This window comes from Thermococcus sp. 21S9 (genome assembly GCF_012027635.1).
GTDB lineage: Archaea > Methanobacteriota_B > Thermococci > Thermococcales > Thermococcaceae > Thermococcus.
Genome location: NZ_SNUS01000001.1, coordinates 1,594,932 through 1,613,371 on the forward strand (window position 1 = coordinate 1,594,932; position 18,440 = coordinate 1,613,371).

The following is an 18,440-nucleotide window of genomic DNA, read 5'->3' on the forward strand; positions in this document are numbered from 1 at the left end:
GAAAAAAGAAGTGTGGGGTCATTTCTTCCCCTTCTTCTCCGCCTTGTGCAGTGGCCACCAGGCCTTCTCGCCGAAGAGGCTCATCATGGCCGGACCGAGGAAGTAGACTGCCAGGGTTGCCGTTATGAGCACTCCAGCGGCCAGCGCGAATCCTATCTCCCTCGTTCCCCAGGTTGAGCTGGTCATCAGCGCCCCATAGGTCGTCGCCAGCACCGCCGCGAGGCCGATGACGACGAGGTCCATGCTGCCGGCAGCAACTATGAGGGCTTCCTTCGGCGAACGGCGCTCGAACTCGTCCCTGGCCTTGACCAGGTAGAAGCTGTTGTAGTCTATGCCGACTCCCATGAGCACGACGAAGACCATCAGTGGCAGGAACCACATGATTTCCTGCCCGAAGACCTTCTGGAAGAGCCACGTGGATATCGCTATGCTGAGGAGCACTCCGGTGCCGATGGTGGCCATCGTCGAGATGACCGCCGGGATTCCTCTGAGCGTCGGTATGAGTGACAGGAACATCAGCACGAGCGCCACTGGGAAGATTCTGTGCCAGAATATGTTGTTGATGAGGTTGCTGAGGTCGAGGTCCAAAGCAGCTCCACCGCCGACCATGCCCTTTGCTATCTTTCCGCTGGATTCGTAGCTCTTCATGAGGTTCCTAATCTGCTCGACCATCTGGTGGGCGGGCTTGCTCGTGGCCTGGTACTTGCTGACGACCTCGATGAGCACCATGTTCCCCGTGGTCGAGATGTACTTGCCTCCGCCGATGGCCTTGAGCTTGTCAAGGCTCGCGTTGACCGGCTTTCCGAAGGGCTGGGTCACGGTGTAGACGTACTTGACGCCGTCAATCTTCTCGATGTCCCCCACAATCTCGTTGATGGTCGCGAGGTCCTTATCGGTAACCGGGTGGTTGAACTTGATGAGGACGTAGGTTGCGCCCATGACATCAGCACCAAGCTTGCTCTGGCTCACCTCGAGGAAGTGGTAGGTCTCGCTGTCCTTCGGGAGGAAGAGCTTGATGTCGTGGGTTCCGTTGAAGTTGGCGAAGGCGTAAACGGCCGGCGCGAGCAGGAGCATGAATATGAGTATGACCGCCTTGGCGTGCTTGATTGACCACTTGGCGATTCTGCTCTCCTCGTGCACGTTGGTCTCCTGAACGTGCCTGATGTGCCTCGGCCACCAGAATATCGGCTTGTCGCCGATGAGGACGGTTATGGCCGGTATGAATGTCAGGCTCGCTATGAGGACGACGATGACCGCTATGGGCGCTATGATACCCATCTGCTTGAATATCGGGAACTCCCAGGCGAGTATGAAGCTTGCGAAGGCTATGATGTCCGTTGAGGCGCTGGCTAAAACCGCGTCCTTGGCCCTCTTCAACGCCTCGCTCGCAGCCCTGTTGTGGTCGTAGCCTTCAGCCAAGTACTCCTTAAAGCGGTGCAGGTAGTAAGTCGAGTAGTCTATACCGAGACCTAACGCAGTCGTCACGGTAATCATCTGGGCCCAGCTTCCGACGTTGATGATGTCCCCCTTGGCGAGCAGGTAGAGGATTCCCAGAGCGGTGAGCGTTGCCGTCGCGACACCGGTGAACGGCAGGAGCGTCGCGAGGAGCGCAAAGCCGAGGATTATGAAGAGCACTATGAGCGCTCCGGCGAAGCTGAACTTCGTGGTCTTGTTGTTGTCCTCCTTACCGTAGTGTATCATCTCGTAGGTCTGAACCGGCGTTCCACTGATGTACGCTTGGGCGTTCGGGTAGTACTTCTTCATCTCCTTCAGAAGGACTTCCTTCGCCTTGAGGGTGTTCTCGTACTGGAACTTGCTCTGCTCCTCAAGGTCAGTCGTGTTGAGGCTCTTCGGAACCATCATTATGAGCATCGTCGTGTTGTCCGGGCTCTTGAGCATGCCGATGTAATCCTTGGCGAGGCTGTAAATGGACGGGTAAATCTGCTCCTCTATCGGCTTGACGTCCTCCCTGGTTATCTTGCTTGGGTCGTCCCTGAACTGGAAGGCTATGTCCACGAGCTGGGTGGCGTTGATGTGGAGCTCAACCCCGAGGTTTATCTCCTTCACGAACTTCTCGACGAGCTTCGCCGTCTTCTCCTTGACGAGGGCCTCAATATCAGAGTCGCTCATCGGGTAGTTCTTCGCGACCGCGAGCATTATCTCCTTCAGCGTCTCCTTGACGTCCTCTGGGGCCGTCACGTTGGCGAGCTTCTCGTTGACGCCCTGTTCAAAGAGCTCGTAGGCTATCGTGTAGGTGTCTTTTCCAGCATAAATGTCGTCAACGACCTTTCCGATGTCTATCGGCACGTTCCCGGCGAGGCTCGTGATAATCTCCTTGACGGCTTCCTTCACGCCAATTCCCCTGGCGAGCTCCTCAGGGTTCTTGACGACGGCGTTGACCATAATCGTGGCTACCTTCTCGTTGTGAAGCTTCTCGGCGGTCTTCTGAATTAAGATTTCCTTCGCTATCGGCGCGACGTTTCCGTTTGAGTCGTAGACCTCGCTTATGACGCTCTCCGGAAGCTCAACGCCTTTCTCCTTCACAAGCTCGGCGAGCAGTGAAACCGTTGCCTTCTTTAGCATCTCCGGGTTCTTCGCCAGAACGCCGGTTGCGTTGGCATCGAAGGTAACGATCGTCTTCGCTATTGGCCTGGCCAACGGCTTCTGTTCTGCTGGAAGCTTCTCAGCCAGCGCCCCTGCGAGGAGGTTCTCCTCGAGCTCTTTGGTCGGACCGTAGACGAGGAGAGTCCTCAGTACTTCGTCGGCGTTGGGCATCTGGAGGAGCGGACTGCCTGCCATTAGGGCCTTTGCGACCTCGATTGTAGCATCTTCAACGGCCAATGCGCTCGGGTCCCTTCCGAGGCTTATCGAGACGTTGACGATGTAGGCGAGAGTCTTCGCGGGAACCTCACCGAAGCCTGGAACGGTGTAGCTACCACCTGCCATCTCGATGACAGCCGGCAGGTTCTTGAGTGCGCTGCTCGCTATCTCCTCAACGGGCCTGACCGCGTTCTCGCCAAGCTGAATGAGGGCGTAGTTGCTTCCGGCCTGCTCGTCAAAGGCCATAACTCCCCTGTAGAACGCAACCGAGTAAGCCTCCGCGAGGTTCTTCTGCATCGGGTCGGTTATCTGGCTCAGAACAATGCCCTTCGTAACGTTGGCGAGGAAACCGTCGGTTATAGCGCTTGCCCCATAGGCGGAGTAGGCAGGGTAAGTCGCGTTGTAGACAACGTAAACGAGTTCCACCGGAACGCCGAGCTGGGTCGCTATCGCCTGGGCCGTGCCCTCATCAAGGCCCCTCTCGTAGGCACCGGACTGGACGAGGGCCCCGTAGGTTCCGAGGACACCGAGGTAAGTCTTGGCGTAGCCGTCGCTCAGGTTGTAGAGACCGGCGTTGAGGCCCGCTATCGTCGAGTTCAGGTTCTTCAACTGCTCGCTCGCCCGGGTTAGGTTCTGGTGGAGCTCAACGTAGGCCAGGTCCGTCTGGTTAAGCGCCTCCCTGAGGGCGAGGCTCTGGTTGTAGAGGGTCGTCAGGTTGGCCTCGAGGGCAAGGTAGGCCCTTGCCAGGTCTGGAACGGTTTCGTTGAGAACCTTCACCTGGTCGGTCAGGTTTTCAACCTGTATGACCGTCATCCGGTACGCCCTGCTGGCGTTGATTGCTGAGGCGTAGAAGATTCCGGTCAGGTTGGCCGTCGTTCTGGTGAGGTTCAGGGCTATGTCGTAGGACTTGTTGTGGAGCAAATCAATGGCATCGTAATAGGAGGTAAAATTGCTCCCGTACGGCTTCGCTTCGACCTTAAAGCGCTCGTAGGCCTCCTTGGCCTGGGGGCTGTTGACGTTGATGTTGGTAATGATTATGTAAGTCATGTTGTCGTTCTGGGAGAAGCTCGGGAAGTACTTGCTCATGTTGTTCTGAACTTCAACGCTTTCAACGTGCTTGGGCATGAACTGGCTCATGCTGTAGTTGGTGATGTTGCTAAGCTTCATCGCCAGCGGTGTCGCGAGAACTATGACCACTATCCAGACCGCGACGATGAGCTTTGCGTGTTTCACAATCCAATCGTTCCATGCCATCGCTCATCACCTATGTTGCACTTCAACACTTCATTTTTAAACATGTCTATTTTCGACATGTCATCAAGGGGAATAGTTTATAAAGGTTTTTGGTCATCTACATGTCAGGGGTGGTTGAGACGGAGTTCGAGAGGAAAATCATAAAGGGCCTCTTCACGGTCCCGCTGAAGAACATCATCCTGGTTATCGTGGGCCTGAAGGGGGAAACCCACGGCTACGAGATACTCAAGGAGCTGGAGAAGTTCACCGTTGGAATCTGGAAGCCGAGCCACAGCAACCTCTACACTCTCCTCAACAAGATGGTCGAGGAAGGTCTTCTTGAACCGAGGGAAGAGTATCGCGGTAAGGTGAGGCGCGTAAAGTACAGGCTCACCGACAAGGGTTGGGAGTACCTGAGGACGTCTAATGACTTGGCTTTGCGCTCACTTTACACCGCGATAAGCTACCACGAGAGGCTCAAAAAGAAGCTGGACGAGCGCGGTAAGGAGCGGAAGATAAACAAGGAAACGCTGAAGGAGTACCTTGAGCTCCTCAAGCAGATTAGGGACCTGCTCGACGACGAGATTAGGGCCATAGAATCCAGGCTCGGATGAATCCCAGTATCTTTGCCTCTTTTATCCTTCTCTGACTTTGTTACGCCGTACGTTCCTCAGTTTCTTAGATTCATTGCCCTGACGGTAAAACCGATAAACTTTTATATACCTTCGGCACCAGTTAAGTACAGAAAATTGTACTACAAAAGTCTGTACCCGGTGGTAGCATGGACGAGCTGAAGGCCCAGCTTGAGGAACTAAGGAGGAAGCTGGCCCTGCTTGAGGAAAGCGTTGACCCCGTTGATGAGGTCATGCTATCCATAAAGGAGAGGCTCAGGAAGAAGCTGAGCGACGGCCAGCTCCCGGAACTCGACGAGGAGAAAGCCGCGAAGACCCTCAAGGCTCTGGCAAACCCGGACAGGATTAGAATTCTCAAAATGCTATCCAAACGGCCGATGGGCTTCAAGGAGATTAAAGAGGCCCTCGGCGTTGAAAGTCCAACCGTTTCGCATCATCTCAAGCTCCTTCTCAAGACGAGAATGGTCAGAAAGGGCGACAAGTACGAAATCTCGCCCGACGGACGTTTGTTTTTGCGCCTGCTTGAAATCATAACCGCACTTGAGGAGGTGGAAGAATGAGCTATCCGTTTTATACCGAGGAAAGCCCGCGCTTCAAGGTCGCGGAGTACCTGAAGAAGATAACCGCCGTCCTGCTGATAGTCTGGCTCTTCAAGGGCCACCTCGGCCTCGAACCCTACAACCGCTACATGGTCTACGCGATAATCGCGCTGATATTCGCCTTCGAACTGCTGAACGTGGGCAAATGGCTCGGCATAACGATTAGCGGGATTATATTCGCGCTCGCCAAGGCCTTCCTCTGGACGTCCCTGTTCCTGTACTTCGGCGGGTGGCTCGGCATGCCCGCGGACCTTCACAACCTGGCGGGGAGGGCCTTCGCCTACGCCGTCGTCCTCGCCATAGCCGGGCTCCTAATTGGAAAGGGTAAGGAGAGAAACCTTGACTGGAAGGTCGAGAAGAAGGCCTACGAGTTCAGGGGGGCCGACTTCGGCGACGTGAGGCTGAAGGGAAGTGGAAAGGCGTACCCAGTCAAATTCGGAGGAAAGCGGGTGGGCTGGGTGATAGACGGCGACGTTGAGGTGGAAGCCGAAACGCCGATAGGAACGATAAGACGGGCCCTCCTAAGCCCGGTGGCTGTTTGGGGCGAGGTTGAAGTCGGGAAGAAAACGAAGGCCGACGAGGGCTTCGTTGAGGAAGCGAACCGCCTGATTAACCCGGACAGGCTCTACAGGAAGGTTAAGAAGGGCTCAACGGCGGTGGACCTCGGCATCGTCAGGGTCTACGAGGGCGAGGACTTCGAGTACGTCAAGGTCCCGTTCGTTGAGGTCATCGAAACGCCCCACGGAGAGGAAGTGAAGATAGGACCCTTCAGAATCCGCGACGGGAACCCAAAGAAGCCTGAGGGCATGCTCACCATCAGGGAGCTCCGCAACGGCTTCCAGCTCACCAAGGTCGGCGACCGGTTGAAAATCCAGACCGACGAGTTCTCCATCGAAGTCGACGGGAACAGGGTTGTTTACAGGAGCGGAAACGAAACACTCAGCCTCGGTGAAGCCGTCTCGCTCCGCTCCGGAGATATCTCAGTTACCGTAGGCAAGGGGCGGGCGAAGATACGCATCGAGGACGTTGTAATCTCCGCCAGGGATGGGGTCGTCAAGATTAGGGCGGGCGGAAGGACCCACACCATAGAGAACGAGGAAGCCTACCGCCTCGTGGTTAGAAAGGCGAAGGAAATCGTTGAGGAGCAGAGCGCGGGCCTCATCGAGGGGCTCGGAGTTGACAGGGCAAGGCTGACCCGGCGCGTCAAGGAGCTCCTCGACGAGCTGATGAACTACGTGGGGTGATGGCATGGGGCCAGAAGAGTGTTCCAACTGCGCTGAGGGTGCCCTCCTTGTGGAATTTGGGGATATTAAAACGGTCTGGATGAAGCTCGTCGATGCGGACGTGGAAATACTTCCTTCGCCCGACGGGACTGTTCACGTTGAAGCCTTGTCGGAGTCGGCGTTTTCCCTGAAGAAAAGCTCAGGAGAGCTTAAAATCCTCACTTCCACCGGCTGGAAGCTCAGAAACCTTCCGAGGAAGAACAAAGAACGCGCTCGATTGGTGGTAAGAGTCCCAGGGAACGTGAAAGTATCGGCGGGAATGAAGAGAGCCTCTCTGCACGCCGAAGGGGTGAGCTTCGGCTCCCTCGCGATTGGGGAGACCACCGGGACGCTTACAGACTGCACCGTTAGAAAACTCGCAGTCGGCCCAGCGAGGCTCAGTGGTTCCATATATGTCTGGGAAAGGACTGAGATAGCGCTCTCAATGGGAAGCATTGAGCTCAAGGTGCTTGAACTGGAGGCACCAATCGATGTCTCGGTCGTCATGGGCTCCCTCAGGCTGTCCCTGCCCGATGATTGCGATGCATTGATTGAGGTTGAAGGGAACTATGAAGGGGTTATCCTGAATTCGGGACGCCTCCTTGGGAGTGGCGAGCACAGAATTCAGCTTTCAAGCATGAAAGGTGTCATTGTAGTTGATACCTGGGGTGAGTTCGATGATGTTTGAAAACGTCCGGGAAGTTGACCTGAAGGCCACGAACGGCCGGATTGAGATTGAGGGCTGGGAAAACGACCACGTCGAGGTTAACTACACGACACACGGCGAGGTGGAAGTGATAATCGAGAACGAAAACGGGAAGCTCGTCATAAGGGAGGAGCCGAAGAGAAAGTTCAGGTTCGTGGGCATCGTCAAGGCCGAGGAAGGCTGGGTCGAGATGGAGCTTAAAGTGCCTAAAGGCGTCCCTGTGAGGGCCAAGAACGTGAACGGGGAGCTCACAGCCAAAGGGGTTCGTTTCACGGAAGTGACCACAGTGAACGGGGAGATAAAGCTGAGTGACTGCGAGGCCGAGCTGATAAAGAGCGTGAACGGCGAGATAGAGGCCTACCTGCCCGTTGCCGGCCCGCTGGAGGTTTCCACTGTGAACGGAGACATAACGGTAACGATTGAGGAGCTTGAAGGGGACGTCTCGGTGAACTGCGTTAACGGTGACATAACCCTCCGGCTAACGGAGTTCTGCGATGCGAGGGTTGAGGCGAAGAAGGTCAACGGCGACGTGGAGCTGGTCGGGATTCCCGACGGCGTCATTGGAACCGGGGACTTCCTAATCCGGGTGAAGACCGTGAACGGCGACGTCCGGGTCGAGCTGGTTTGATTCTTTAATCCTTTAATCACTTAATTCGACAACTAAAGAGTTAAAGAATGCGGTGATAGGTATGAACTCTAAGGGCCTCGGCCGGAACTTCTGGCTCTTTGCCATCGGTCGTTTCATCTCCCAGCTCGGCTGGGCGGTTCAGGACGTCGCATTGCCACTCTACGTGCTCGACCAGACCCACAGCGGTTCGATGATGACGCTCTTCATATTAGCGGAGATAATCCCCTCAATCATCGTCATGCCCTTCGCCGGTGTCGTTGGCGACAGGTATAACAGAAAGTGGCTCATGGTCGGCTTCGACCTGCTCAGGGGAGTCCTCCTATTCGGCGTCATCGCCTTCAACTTCCTCGGCATCTATCAGCTCCTCGCCGTTCAGGTTGTCATGGCAATCCTCGGCTCGTTCTTCTCCGCGGGAACGGGGGCGATGTTCCCGGATTTGGTGGATAAGGAGCTCCTCGAAAAGGCCAACTCGACGGTTGCCTCGCTGACCATAATAGCGCGCCTCCTCGGTCCTGCTTTGGGTGGTTTAATCTACGGAATCGGCGGGATTAGGCTCGCGATTCTGATAAACGCGGTCAGCTTCTTCGGTTCCGGCCTGTTCGAGATGCTCATTCACTACGAGTGGAAGGCGAAGCCGATTGAAGGCATCGGCCAGGTGTTGAGCGACATAAAGGAGGGGGTCCGCTTCATTTTCAGACACAGCTACCTTAAGACCCTGATGACGTTCGCGATATTCATGGGAATCTTCGGGGCGCCCTTCGGAGCAGTGCTTCTCCCCTACGCGATGAGGGAAGTGCTCAAGTTCACGAGCGTCCAGTTCGGCCTCATGGAGAGCTTTTTCATGGGCGGGGCTTTGCTGGGGAACGTTATCATAGCAGTGAAGTTCGGTAAGGAGGCCGGGCGCTTCCTCTTCAGGGCGATGTTCGTCAACGGCCTCGTGATGATGGTGTTCGTCTGGTTAATATCGCCCGCATCGAACCTGGACAGAAACGGGGCCTTCGTCCTCCTGATGGCCGTTGCGATTGTCATGGGAGTTGCAGAGGCCTTCATAGACATTCCGATACAGTCGAAGATTCAGCGCGCCGTTCCGAGCGAGGTTCGCGGTAGGGTCTTCTCGGCCCTTGGAATCCTCACGAGGATTGCCACGCCCCTCGGTCTCGTCCTCGTCGGTCCCCTTCTGAACCTCTACCCGGCGTGGCTCGTGGCGCTCGGGATATGGTCTGGCATGGCGGTCGTGGTGGTCTACTACTGGGTGAAATACCGGGATGTTCTTCTAAAAGACGTTGACGGACCACCAGAGGGAGAAGTGATGAATCCGAGGCCGTAAAACTTTTAAATACTTTTTGTAACTTTTGTTGACGAGCTCGTGGGGGTGGTAAAATGAGCGCGGTGGACCTCGTGATGGGTAAAATACTCACGGACATGCTGGAAATCGACGGAGTCATAGGAACGATAGTGGTCGACAAGGACGGCCTCGTCATCGAGTCGGCGATGAAGAAGAACCTCGACCGCGAGGCCATCGCCGGAGTCCTCCACGAGCTCGTTTCTGCCATAAAGCTGATGGGCGACCAGTTCGGGGCAGGGGAGCTCAAGGAGGCCATTCTCGAGTTCAAGAACGCCAGGATGTTCACCAACCCGATAGGAAGCGACTACTACCTGATAGTCATCGGCGACGCCGACCTCAACCTCGGCAGGATGAAGCTTGAGCTCAGGAAGGTCCTTCCGAAACTTGAGGAGATGCTCTACTGAGGTGGTCGCCATGCCCATTCGCATTCTTTCATTTTTGTGGAAGGACAAGCCAGAAATCTATGAGATGGTCATCACCCAGGACGGCCTCAGCCTTGAGGGCAACGAGAGGCTCGGGGCGCACATAGAGGACGTTCTCCACTACATCGAGAAGAATGCTGGAGAGCTGGGCCTTGAGGGGAGCGTGGAGGTTTTCATCCGCAACGGGAAGAAGGTGATAGCGATAAAGCGAATCGGCGGGCTCGGAGTTGCCGTCGTCAGCCCGAGCCTTGAAGAGGCCGAGAAGGCATTGAAAGACGTGGAAAGCAGGGCAAACGAACTCCTCAGCGACCGCTACGAGGAGGCAATGGAGGAGTACCGGCGCTCTATTTGACCTCCCTCAGTTTTCCCTCGCGCTTTTCTATGAGCCTCGCCATCACGAAGAGCAGGTCGCTGAGCCTGTTGAGGTAGACGAGTGCCTTCTCCCCTATGCCGACCTCAAGGTAGAGCTTCGCGACCTTCCGCTCTGCCCTTCGCGCTATCGCCCTGCAGACGTCGAGCTTGGCACTCGCCACCGTTGAGCCCGGCAGGACGAATGCCCTGAGCTGGAGCTCGTCCTCGTACTTCCTCGTGAGCTCTTCGAGCCATTTAATCTCCTCATCACCGACCTTGGCATATTTGCCCTTGCTCGCGAGTTCCGCCATCAGGTCGTAGAGCTGGACTTGAACCTTTTCAAGGATTCCCACCATCTCATCCGGCACGTAGTGCTTTGCCTCACCGATGAAGCTGTCGAGTTCATCAATCGTCCCGTTTGCCTCCATTATCGGGGAGTTTTTGGCGACTCTTTCGCCCGTGAAGAGACCGGTCAGGCCTTTATCGCCAGTCTTGGTGGTTATTGGCATGGGCATCACCGGCGTTTTTAACATCCCCATGTTTATTAGGCTTCCGGAAAGCTTTTTAGGGGGGCTGTGGATAAAGCTCGGGTGATGCTATGAAGCGTCTGGCCGTTGCAATTGTGTTACTATTCTTGGTAGGGCTGATTCCAACGCCCATGTTCGCAGAGGTGGGTGCAACATCAAACTATGTAATAAAGACGGTTTCAATAGGGCCAACCGACGACGCATACGTTAAAAGCACCACGCCCGATACGAACTATGGGTCTTCATATAACCTCTACGTGGGGACATACTATCGGGACCATGGAAATGAGCGAGCGTACCTCAAGTTCGACCTCTCGTCGATACCTCCTGGTGCAGTTATAGTCAGTGCTACCCTCCACCTGTATACATACTGGGGCACATATGCCCAGCCGATTAACGTCAGCGTTTATGCCGTTGAAAATGACTCTTGGAGCGAGGATACAATAACTTGGGACAACAAACCCCTTGCGGGCCAGTTCCTTGATAAGGACCTTGTTCCAGACTCGAACAGAGGGGACTACCCGGTAAAGCACTGGTCTGTCTGGAATGTGACGGACTTCGTCAGGTCTCAGTTTGAGACTGATAAAGTTGTTAGCTTTGTTCTAATCTCTGATTCCGAGGGCATTGTAGATGAGAGTGTTGGATACAACTCCAAGGAGAGCAAGTATGTTGACGAACGTCCATATCTTGAGATTGTGTACTACGTTCCCGTTGCCGTTAGCTCCCTCAACATAAACGAGCCCCTCTACTCTGGGCTCCCGAGCAAGGTTTATGTCAGCATCACCAACAGCGGAGACGCGGAGACCAACGTTACTTTCTACCTCAAGATAAACGGCGTCCCGCTCTACACCGAGAACCTCACCCTCGGGCCCAAGAGCACCGAGACCCTCGAGAAGGTGTGGATTCCGACCGCCACCGGTGACTACAACGTGACCGCTGAAATCGTTGGGGAGGGCGTTAACGACTTCATAACCAAGCAGGTTCACGTCTACGTCAACCCGTACAGGCTGTTCTATGGCCTCACTTACTTCTATGAGAACGGCTACAACAAGATTGCACCCCAGCTCGATGAGCTCTACGCTAACTTTACAACCACCGTCCAGGAGCTCCAGAAGTGCGGTGTGAACCTCGGCGACCTCTCCGACGACGTTAAGTGGATTGAGACCAACTACAACCTCACCAAGGCCGAGTACGCCAAGTTCCTTGAGATGAAGAAGAGGACTGCACTCTTCCTTTCCGGAAACAGGCTTTACACCTATTCCGTTATGGTCCACATAAGGAAGGCGCGCTTCCTTGCTCAGGACGTCACGGAGAGAATAGAGAAGGTTCTTCCGATACTCCAGGAAACGCTCGCCAAGGTTGAGCCACTCTGCCACCCGCCGGCGAACGAGACCAACCAGACGGCCAATCAGACGACCGGAAACGTGACCGCACCCTCGAACGGAACCGTCACCAACCAGACTACGGCTAACTACACGATTCACATCACCAAGGTACTCATAGACCTCTCGCACGGTCAGTACTACTTCACCAAATACGGCTTCACCGGCCTCCAGGAGGACATAGAGAAGCTCGGCTGGGAGGTCAACGTGACCTACGCCCCGCTCACCTACGATGAGCTGAAGAAGTACGACGTCGTTATACTCACCAACCCCAAGACAAAGCTGAGCGACGAGGAAATACAGGCACTCAGGAAGTACGTTGAGGAAGGCGGTGCCCTGTTCGTGGCCGGCGACTGGTATAAGTATCTCAGCGACAGTCTCAACGAGCTCCTCGAGGGTACCGGCGTCCAGTTCGAGAAGACCGAGCTCATGGACGACGAGAAGAACAGTGGAAAGCCCTACTATCCGTTCGTCGGAATCTACAACAGGAACTGCGCCATCACCAAGTACATCCCCGAGAACTGGACGATGTACTACAACGGTGACACCCTCAAGATTACCGGCGACGCTAAGTGGATAATCAAGGGCTACGAGAGCGCCTACGCTGTTGACGCCAACGGCAACACCATCTACGAGAAGGGAAGCGAGCCCGTCGTTGCCGTTGCAGTAACCTTCGGAAAGGGCAAGATAGTCGTCTACGGCTCAAGCAAGGCCCTCAGCGATGCCTACTACGGCAAGTACATCAAGAGCAACTGGCCGTTCATCAAGGGCGCTCTCCTCTGGCTGGTTGAGGAGAGCTGATTTCCTTCCTTTTCTTTAAATTTCCCTCGGCGGGACGAGAATCCCGAGTTCCGTTATTATGCCCCGGATGTATTTCCAGGGTGTGATGTCGAAGAGGAAGTTCCTCACGCGGTAGCCCTGCCTCGCGTAGGGCCTCTCGAGGATTTCGACCTCGTTGCTCTTAAGCTCGGGGTGGAGTTTGAAACTCTCGGTTGCAACGTAGAAGGGAACGCCGTTCTCGTGGCACGCCAGGGCGAGGAGATATGTGCCGGCTTTGTTCACAACCGCTCCATCGCGCGTTACGTTGTCCGCTCCCACAAGGGCTATCGTGGCGTTCCTCGCGAAGAGGCCGAGCTGGGCGTCTGTTATGACCTCGAAGCGGATTCCTTCCCGTTCGAGGGCGCTCGCCAGTGCTATTCCCTCGTAGTCCGGGGCGCTCTCGGTGAGAATTACCTTGAAGTTCACCCCCTTGGCCTTTGCAGTCCGGAGTATCTCGAAGACCGCCGACGAGAAGGAGTGCGTTATAACCGTGTCTCCGTCCTCTATGAGCTCGCTTCCGATGTTGCCGATTGTCTTCTTCGCCTCGTCAATCAGGCGGAGAAACTCTTCCGCCCGGGACCTGACGAGGATAGGATTGTCCGTTACGGGAATGAAGCGCGAGAGGTTGTAGAGGGAAGCCATCGTCGGGTTTATCCTTGGAAGCTCGTGCCTGAGCTCTATGAGGGCCTTTCTAAGCTCCTCCCCCTCAAGGAGGTCCGATAGAACCAGGTAGGCTTCCGCCCCCCGTCTGGCCATCCAGCTGGCACCGCGTATCCTCTCGGCGCGAAGTTCTTCAAGAATAGACCTGACCTCCTGGGGAAGCATCCCAAACCCTCACAGCACCGTTCTGTCGGGGTGAACCACCATCCCGGTCTCGGTTATCTCGTAGGGTCTTATGACGTTGTCGAATCCGCTTCCGCGGAACTTGGTAACCTTAATGGCCCGCGTCAGCCTGCCGTCCCTCTCGAAGAGCTTCATCTCGATGACACCGCTGACAAGGTATTCCTCGATGTCTGTCCTCTCGAGCTCGGACGTTATGAGAACAGTTACCTTGAGACGCATCATGCTCTTGACGAAGGTCAGAAATGCCTTCCTGTAATCAATCTCCTCCCTGCTGGCGAGCTTGAGCATGGTTATCGGGTCAACGACGACCCTCGAGTATCGCCTCATCCTGAACTGTTCCTTTATTGACTCCGTGAGCTTGTTGAGGTTCTTTGCAAAGGTCTCGAAGAAGTCCTCCACAAGGACGTAGTGCTCGGTTGTTGGGGTGGCATCGATTAGGGTGAAGTCCTCGTGATAAACGTCGAAGCCCATCCTTCCGAAGTCCTCTCTTATGTTCTCGGCGGGCTCTTCCAGGGTTATGTACAGTACACTCTCACCGTTCGCCACCCCCGCCATTGCAAAGTGCATTGCCAGGGTGGTTTTTCCGGTTCCAGGGGAGCCCTTGACGAGGTAAACCCTCCCGGGAATCAGCCCGCCGTGAAGCATTACATCAAGGCCAGGGACCCCGGTTGAAATCCTTCCTGCGACCATTGCCTCTCAGCCATATCTTTTAACGGCGTTCCCAATATAAGCTTATCTCTCCCCGTGGAGGCCGAATACCTTTCGGCAGAACTTCGAAAAAAGGAATAGGGGAGAACTGCACAACTAACATGAGTGGGAATCAAGAGAGGGTCTTAAGCACGAATGCGAGCAAATCTGTCAGCTCTCTCGCCCTCGTCTCGGGAGAAGCGCCCATGTGCCCGCTCTTGGTCTCGACGCGGAGGTAAACCGGCGCTCCCACCTCTTTCAGCTTCAGGAAGAACTTTATTGCATGGGCCGGGTGCACGCGGTCGTCGTGCAAACCTGTGTAGATGAGCGTCGGCGGGTATTCTGCAGGCCTGACGTTGTGGTAGGGGCTGTACTTCAGCAGGAATTCCCTGTCCCTCGGGTCGTCGGGGTTGCCGTACTCCGGAACCCAGACGCTACCGATGTAGAGCTTGTGGAAGCGCATCATATCTATAACTGGGTATCCTATTAGAGCGGAATCCATCACGTCCGGCCTCTGGACGAGGGTTGCCGAGACGAGAAGACCACCGTTGCTCCTTCCCCACGCGGAGACCCTGTATCCCTGCCCCTTCAGCTTCTCAAGGACGGCTATGAAGTCGTCGAAGACGTTCTGCTTATTTTCTCTCATTCCCGCCCTGTGCCACTTCTCGCCGTACTCGCTTCCACCGCGCAGGTTGGCCATTCCGAAGGTTCCCCCGCGCTTTATGAAGGGAATCACCTGCGGGAAAAAGCGAGGCGTCAGCGAGATGTTGAAGCCCCCGTATCCGAAGACCCACGCTTTCTTCTCGTCCCTCTCGCCCTTAACAAGGAAGTAGTGAACTCTCGTCCCGTCCTTCGAGACCGCGAAGTCCTCCTCGACCCTGAAGTTCCCTTCGATTTCTTGTCCCTCAATGAGCTTGAGCTCTCCGTCGAACTCGTAGAGCCGGTATGGGATTGTAAAGCTCTCGTAGCGGAGCAAAACCCTCTTTCCATCGGTATCGAGCGGGTAAACGCTCCCCGGGAGGTCAAAGGTTATCTCGTTAAGCTTTTCTCCGTCGAGCGAGTAAACCTCAAGTCTGTGGCTCGCGTGCACGAGCCTGCCCGCGAGGATTTTGTCCCCAACCAAGACGGCCCACTCAAGGGGGAACTCGCCCTCGGGGATTACCTCCTCGACTTTTTCACCAACCGCGATGAGCTTTCCTAAGCCTTTCCCTTCCCTCGTCAGGAGGTAGAGTTTGCCGTCGCGGACGTCAACCGGTTCAACCGGAACGTCCGCTGAGTAAACCTTCTCCCACTTCTCGGGCTCGTCTATCGGACCGGCGTAGATTTCCGCGCTGTTCCAGCCGAAGGTTACCGTAACCATCGCCGTTCTCTTGTCACTGCTCTTCCTCAGCGAGATAAAGTAGCCGGAGCCGAGGCCCTCTCCGAAGACGAGTTTTTCTCCGCTTTTGTCCTTTCTGAAAAGCCTCACTGCTGGAGCCTTAACTCCATTGGGGGTCTCCCCACTCCTGTAGAAGCGGGCGAAGTAGTAGCCGTCCTCAAGGAAGGTGACGTTCCACACCGACGGCCTGAACTCCTCGATTAGCTCGCCGGTTTCGAGGTCTATTATTCTCGTTATCCCCTCGTCGGCACCGCCTATCGAGAAGCTGTATGCCAAGAACCTGCCCTTTCCGTCCGCGGTGAAGCCCTGAAGAAGAACCTCGTCGTTAAGCTCCTTTTCAAGCTCCTTTGAGTCAACTATGACTTCCCCGCCGAGCCACCTGATGATTTGCCGGTCCCTCTCGCGGTACATCGCCACAACGCCCTTCCCCGTCAGCTTCGCAGAAACAAGGGTTGGAATCGAGTAGTACTCCCAGACCTCGGGGAAGAGTTCGTCGCTCAGCTTTCCTATGAACTCCCTGAAGCGTTTATTCTCCTCCTCGACGAGCTTCAGAACGCGCTCATCCCTCAGGTTCTCGGCCCATATATATTCGTCCATGAAAATCACCGTCTTAACGTTCGGCGGAGGGGATAAAAACGTTTGCCGTCCCGACGCTCCACCCTTTGTCTTCCACTATCCCAATGGCGAGCACCTTCTTTTCAAAGGGAAGCTCCAGAGCCTTTCTCGCGAGTTCTTCAGCACTCTCGAAAGCTGGAAACTCAAGCTCGGTGAAACCGAGGTTGTAGGTTGCCGTGACGAAGGCCTTTCCTTCCCTCAGTTTCAGTTCCTTCACCCAGAACTCATCCCTTCCGGCGAAGCCGAGCCAGCCCTTACCGTCGGTTCCGATTATCCCGGCTATCCTCGGTGTGCTGTATTCATCTCTCTCGTAGTCGAGGGCATCAAGAACGTGGATTAGGGCCTTTTTCGGGCTTTCCCACTCAAGGGCCTGGGCTATGAAGTCCGTCTGGAGGCCGTTCGTGACTACGGCGTATTCGCTGAGGAGCCTCACCACAGGGTAGCTCACGTAGGGGTTGTCTGTCTTTGTTAAGTTCTCGATGTAGACGGCGTTTTCCCTTACGATTGCCCTCCTTCTCGGAAAGGAGCGGGAGCAGAGGAGGTAGAAGGCGAAGGGCTTCCCCTTCATAAGCCCGACCCCGAGGGTTCTGCCAGTGTAGGTCACGTCACCACCTCCCCGAGCCGGTCTTCATCGATGGCCAGCCTGATTTCCCGCGCTATCCTCCTTCCGACGCTCATGGGCTCGTCCCAGTAGAGCCTTCCGTACCAGTGGAGGGCGTTTGAACCGCCGTCGATGCGCGAGGCGAAGCCTATCGCCCTAAAGCTACCGTCGTAGGCGAAGTGGAGCGCGAAGGGGCCGATGATTCCGGGCGGTTCGAGCTTCTTCATGGCTTCCACGAATGCCAGACCGTAGTCGTAGAGCCTCGGAAGGAGCGACTCCCTCAAAGCGACGCCAACGTTCCCCGCTATCGTGTAGGGGAGCGGTTTCACTGGCCAGCGGGCGTTTCCATCGGCTATAACAACGCGCTCGTCGACGCCGAGGAGTTCGAGCCTCCCCAGAATCGGCGAGTAGAAGAAGTGGACGTAGAGGTAAACGCCCGGGACGAACTCCTCTATTCTGTGGGGTTCCCTAAGCTCCCCTAACTTCTCCTCAAGCTCCTCCCCGCGCGCTATGAAGTGCCCGCTCCCTCCCCTCGGCCCCTCAAGGCGGACGAAGTAGAGCTTCCCCGGCTCAATCTCATCGGGCTCGATGACCCGAACCCTCGGAATTCCCGCCTCGTCGAGAGCTTTATCCTGGAGTTCAAAGCTGGTTTCCCACTTGAGGAAGTGCCTGTTGCCAAAGAGCTTTGCCCTGGCCCTCTCTATTCTCTCAAGGCCGAGGTAAGCCACAAAGGAGCCGTGGGGGATTACTATCCCGTCGTCGTCAAGAATCGCGCCCATGTCTTCAGTGACGACAAGCTCGTCCGCGAGCCTCGTGGAGGCGTAGAAGGCCCTCCTTTCGGGCTTCACGTAGAGCCTCGTCATGAACCCCTCGTCTTTGGCTCCGAGGAGAATCTGGAGGGATGAATGAGACGCTATCGTCGAGATTATCATCCAACCACCTCCGAGAGTTCCTCGCGCGTCAGAATCCTCCCGTTCCTCGCGACGCGCATGGTATCTCCGCTTAGCTCGTCTATGACGATTAGCCCGCCGTCAAGCCTGCCGAACTCAAGCTTAAAATCAACGAGCTGGAGACCCTTCGAGGAAAAGAACTCCCGCAGGATTCCCGCAACCTTTCTTGTGGTTTTCTTCATCGCCTCAACCTCTTCTCTGTTCGAGATTCCGAGGGCAATAACGGCTTCCTCCGCTATGAGAGGGTCGTCGAGCGAGTCGTCCTTCAGGGTGAATTCCACTATCCCGAGCCTCTGGAACGGCCTCACCCAGCCTTTGTAGCGCCGAAGGAAGCTCCCGTAGGCCAGCTCGCGGTAGATGACCTCCAGCGGAATCCTCTCGGCCTTCAGGAAGCGGGCTTTTCTATCGTCAATCCTCTCCACGAAGTGCGTCTTCACGCCGTTTTCCTCAAGCAACCTGAAGAAGAACTCGGTCTGCTTCAAAACGAGGCTTCCCTTCCCGGCTTTCTCGCCGATTACCTCGTTGCCCCCGCTGTCCTCACTGCCTTCCCTCCCGAGAACGGCGTCCTTGAAGTGGAAGACGAGGTAGGGGCCGTCCTCGTAAACGTCCTTCGTCTTGCCGGAATAGACGAGCCTCAAGC

Annotated in this window: 17 protein-coding genes; 9 read left to right on the forward strand and 8 right to left on the reverse strand. The window is 55.8% G+C overall.

What is annotated here, in order from left to right:
* Positions 1 to 18: 18 nt before the first annotated feature.
* Entirely contained in the window at positions 19 to 4,074 is a 4,056-nt protein-coding gene (locus E3E28_RS09045; protein WP_167914811.1) for an MMPL family transporter, read from the reverse strand.
* Between the two features lie 101 nt (positions 4,075 to 4,175).
* Here E3E28_RS09045 and E3E28_RS09050 point away from each other — a divergent pair, with 101 nt between their 5' ends.
* From E3E28_RS09050 to E3E28_RS09085, 8 genes are all read left to right on the forward strand, one after another.
* Positions 4,176 to 4,667, forward strand: a complete 492-nt coding sequence (locus tag E3E28_RS09050) for a PadR family transcriptional regulator (RefSeq protein ID WP_167914812.1) — start codon at positions 4,176 to 4,178, stop codon at positions 4,665 to 4,667.
* A gap of 167 nt (positions 4,668 to 4,834) precedes the next feature.
* Positions 4,835 to 5,245, forward strand: coding sequence for a helix-turn-helix transcriptional regulator (locus tag E3E28_RS09055; RefSeq protein WP_167914813.1), 411 nt, complete (start codon positions 4,835 to 4,837; stop codon positions 5,243 to 5,245).
* Complete coding sequence (locus E3E28_RS09060) at positions 5,242 to 6,528, forward strand: hypothetical protein (RefSeq protein WP_167914814.1); 1,287 nt, start codon at positions 5,242 to 5,244, stop codon at positions 6,526 to 6,528. The genes E3E28_RS09055 and E3E28_RS09060 overlap by 4 nt, the downstream gene beginning before the upstream one ends.
* A 4-nt stretch (positions 6,529 to 6,532) precedes the next feature.
* Positions 6,533 to 7,234: a DUF4097 domain-containing protein gene (locus E3E28_RS09065; protein ID WP_167914815.1), complete on the forward strand. Its 702-nt coding sequence runs from the start codon at positions 6,533 to 6,535 to the stop codon at positions 7,232 to 7,234.
* The gene (locus E3E28_RS09070) at positions 7,224 to 7,880 is read left to right on the forward strand and encodes a DUF4097 family beta strand repeat-containing protein (protein ID WP_167914816.1); all 657 of its coding nucleotides are present in this window, start codon (positions 7,224 to 7,226) and stop codon (positions 7,878 to 7,880) included. Before E3E28_RS09065 ends, E3E28_RS09070 begins: the two co-directional genes overlap by 11 nt.
* A gap of 61 nt (positions 7,881 to 7,941) precedes the next feature.
* Positions 7,942 to 9,207 carry an MFS transporter gene (locus E3E28_RS09075; protein ID WP_167914817.1) on the forward strand — a complete coding sequence of 422 codons (1,266 nt, stop codon included), beginning with the start codon at positions 7,942 to 7,944 and terminating at the stop codon, positions 9,205 to 9,207.
* A gap of 53 nt (positions 9,208 to 9,260) precedes the next feature.
* Positions 9,261 to 9,629, forward strand: a complete 369-nt coding sequence (locus tag E3E28_RS09080) for a roadblock/LC7 domain-containing protein (protein ID WP_042689568.1) — start codon at positions 9,261 to 9,263, stop codon at positions 9,627 to 9,629.
* Positions 9,630 to 9,639: 10 nt separating this feature from the next.
* The gene (locus tag E3E28_RS09085; RefSeq protein WP_167914818.1) at positions 9,640 to 9,999 is read left to right on the forward strand and encodes a hypothetical protein; all 360 of its coding nucleotides are present in this window, start codon (positions 9,640 to 9,642) and stop codon (positions 9,997 to 9,999) included.
* Here E3E28_RS09085 and E3E28_RS09090 read toward each other — a convergent pair.
* Complete coding sequence (locus E3E28_RS09090; RefSeq protein ID WP_167915384.1) at positions 9,992 to 10,507, reverse strand: cob(I)yrinic acid a,c-diamide adenosyltransferase; 516 nt, start codon at positions 10,505 to 10,507, stop codon at positions 9,992 to 9,994. The genes E3E28_RS09085 and E3E28_RS09090 overlap by 8 nt on opposite strands.
* A gap of 89 nt (positions 10,508 to 10,596) precedes the next feature.
* Between E3E28_RS09090 and E3E28_RS09095 the strand changes: the two genes are divergently transcribed.
* Positions 10,597 to 12,708 (forward strand): DUF4350 domain-containing protein, encoded by a 2,112-nt coding sequence (locus E3E28_RS09095; protein ID WP_167914819.1) that lies wholly within the window; start codon positions 10,597 to 10,599, stop codon positions 12,706 to 12,708.
* A gap of 15 nt (positions 12,709 to 12,723) precedes the next feature.
* On the opposite strand, the gene E3E28_RS09100 is transcribed toward E3E28_RS09095, so the two are convergent.
* The 6 genes from E3E28_RS09100 to E3E28_RS09125 form a co-directional block, all read right to left on the reverse strand.
* On the reverse strand, positions 12,724 to 13,551 hold the full coding sequence (locus tag E3E28_RS09100) for a translation initiation factor IF-2B subunit alpha (RefSeq protein ID WP_167914820.1): 828 nt from the start codon (positions 13,549 to 13,551) through the stop codon (positions 12,724 to 12,726).
* Between the two features lie 9 nt (positions 13,552 to 13,560).
* Entirely contained in the window at positions 13,561 to 14,259 is a 699-nt protein-coding gene (locus E3E28_RS09105; RefSeq protein ID WP_167914821.1) for an ATPase domain-containing protein, read from the reverse strand.
* Between the two features lie 130 nt (positions 14,260 to 14,389).
* Positions 14,390 to 16,231: a prolyl oligopeptidase family serine peptidase gene (locus tag E3E28_RS09110; RefSeq protein ID WP_167915385.1), complete on the reverse strand. Its 1,842-nt coding sequence runs from the start codon at positions 16,229 to 16,231 to the stop codon at positions 14,390 to 14,392.
* A 13-nt stretch (positions 16,232 to 16,244) separates the two neighbouring features.
* A complete protein-coding gene (locus E3E28_RS09115; RefSeq protein WP_167914822.1) occupies positions 16,245 to 16,853 on the reverse strand; it encodes an IMP cyclohydrolase in 609 nt (202 codons plus the stop codon).
* Positions 16,850 to 17,782, reverse strand: a complete 933-nt coding sequence (locus E3E28_RS09120) for a formate--phosphoribosylaminoimidazolecarboxamide ligase (protein WP_167914823.1) — start codon at positions 17,780 to 17,782, stop codon at positions 16,850 to 16,852. The genes E3E28_RS09115 and E3E28_RS09120 overlap by 4 nt, the downstream gene beginning before the upstream one ends.
* Positions 17,779 to 18,438 carry a phosphoribosylaminoimidazolesuccinocarboxamide synthase gene (locus E3E28_RS09125; RefSeq protein ID WP_167914824.1) on the reverse strand — a complete coding sequence of 220 codons (660 nt, stop codon included), beginning with the start codon at positions 18,436 to 18,438 and terminating at the stop codon, positions 17,779 to 17,781. Before E3E28_RS09125 ends, E3E28_RS09120 begins: the two co-directional genes overlap by 4 nt.
* Between the last annotated feature and the right edge of the window lie 2 nt (positions 18,439 to 18,440).

What these genes read in the sequence shown, in the direction of transcription:
- E3E28_RS09075 (WP_167914817.1), top strand. Translation starts at nt 7,942, where the DNA reads ATGAACTCTAAGGGCCTCGGCCGGAACTTCTGGCTCTTTGCCATCGGT.
- E3E28_RS09120 (WP_167914823.1), bottom strand. Translation starts at nt 17,782, where the DNA reads ATGATAATCTCGACGATAGCGTCTCATTCATCCCTCCAGATTCTCCTC.
- E3E28_RS09110 (WP_167915385.1), bottom strand. Translation starts at nt 16,231, where the DNA reads ATGGACGAATATATATGGGCCGAGAACCTGAGGGATGAGCGCGTTCTG.
- E3E28_RS09080 (WP_042689568.1), top strand. Translation starts at nt 9,261, where the DNA reads ATGAGCGCGGTGGACCTCGTGATGGGTAAAATACTCACGGACATGCTG.
- E3E28_RS09085 (WP_167914818.1), top strand. Translation starts at nt 9,640, where the DNA reads ATGCCCATTCGCATTCTTTCATTTTTGTGGAAGGACAAGCCAGAAATC.
- E3E28_RS09045 (WP_167914811.1), bottom strand. Translation starts at nt 4,074, where the DNA reads ATGGCATGGAACGATTGGATTGTGAAACACGCAAAGCTCATCGTCGCG.
- E3E28_RS09105 (WP_167914821.1), bottom strand. Translation starts at nt 14,259, where the DNA reads ATGGTCGCAGGAAGGATTTCAACCGGGGTCCCTGGCCTTGATGTAATG.
- E3E28_RS09050 (WP_167914812.1), top strand. Translation starts at nt 4,176, where the DNA reads ATGTCAGGGGTGGTTGAGACGGAGTTCGAGAGGAAAATCATAAAGGGC.
- E3E28_RS09065 (WP_167914815.1), top strand. Translation starts at nt 6,533, where the DNA reads ATGGGGCCAGAAGAGTGTTCCAACTGCGCTGAGGGTGCCCTCCTTGTG.
- E3E28_RS09095 (WP_167914819.1), top strand. Translation starts at nt 10,597, where the DNA reads ATGAAGCGTCTGGCCGTTGCAATTGTGTTACTATTCTTGGTAGGGCTG.
- E3E28_RS09070 (WP_167914816.1), top strand. Translation starts at nt 7,224, where the DNA reads ATGATGTTTGAAAACGTCCGGGAAGTTGACCTGAAGGCCACGAACGGC.
- E3E28_RS09090 (WP_167915384.1), bottom strand. Translation starts at nt 10,507, where the DNA reads ATGCCAATAACCACCAAGACTGGCGATAAAGGCCTGACCGGTCTCTTC.
- E3E28_RS09060 (WP_167914814.1), top strand. Translation starts at nt 5,242, where the DNA reads ATGAGCTATCCGTTTTATACCGAGGAAAGCCCGCGCTTCAAGGTCGCG.
- E3E28_RS09055 (WP_167914813.1), top strand. Translation starts at nt 4,835, where the DNA reads ATGGACGAGCTGAAGGCCCAGCTTGAGGAACTAAGGAGGAAGCTGGCC.
- E3E28_RS09100 (WP_167914820.1), bottom strand. Translation starts at nt 13,551, where the DNA reads ATGCTTCCCCAGGAGGTCAGGTCTATTCTTGAAGAACTTCGCGCCGAG.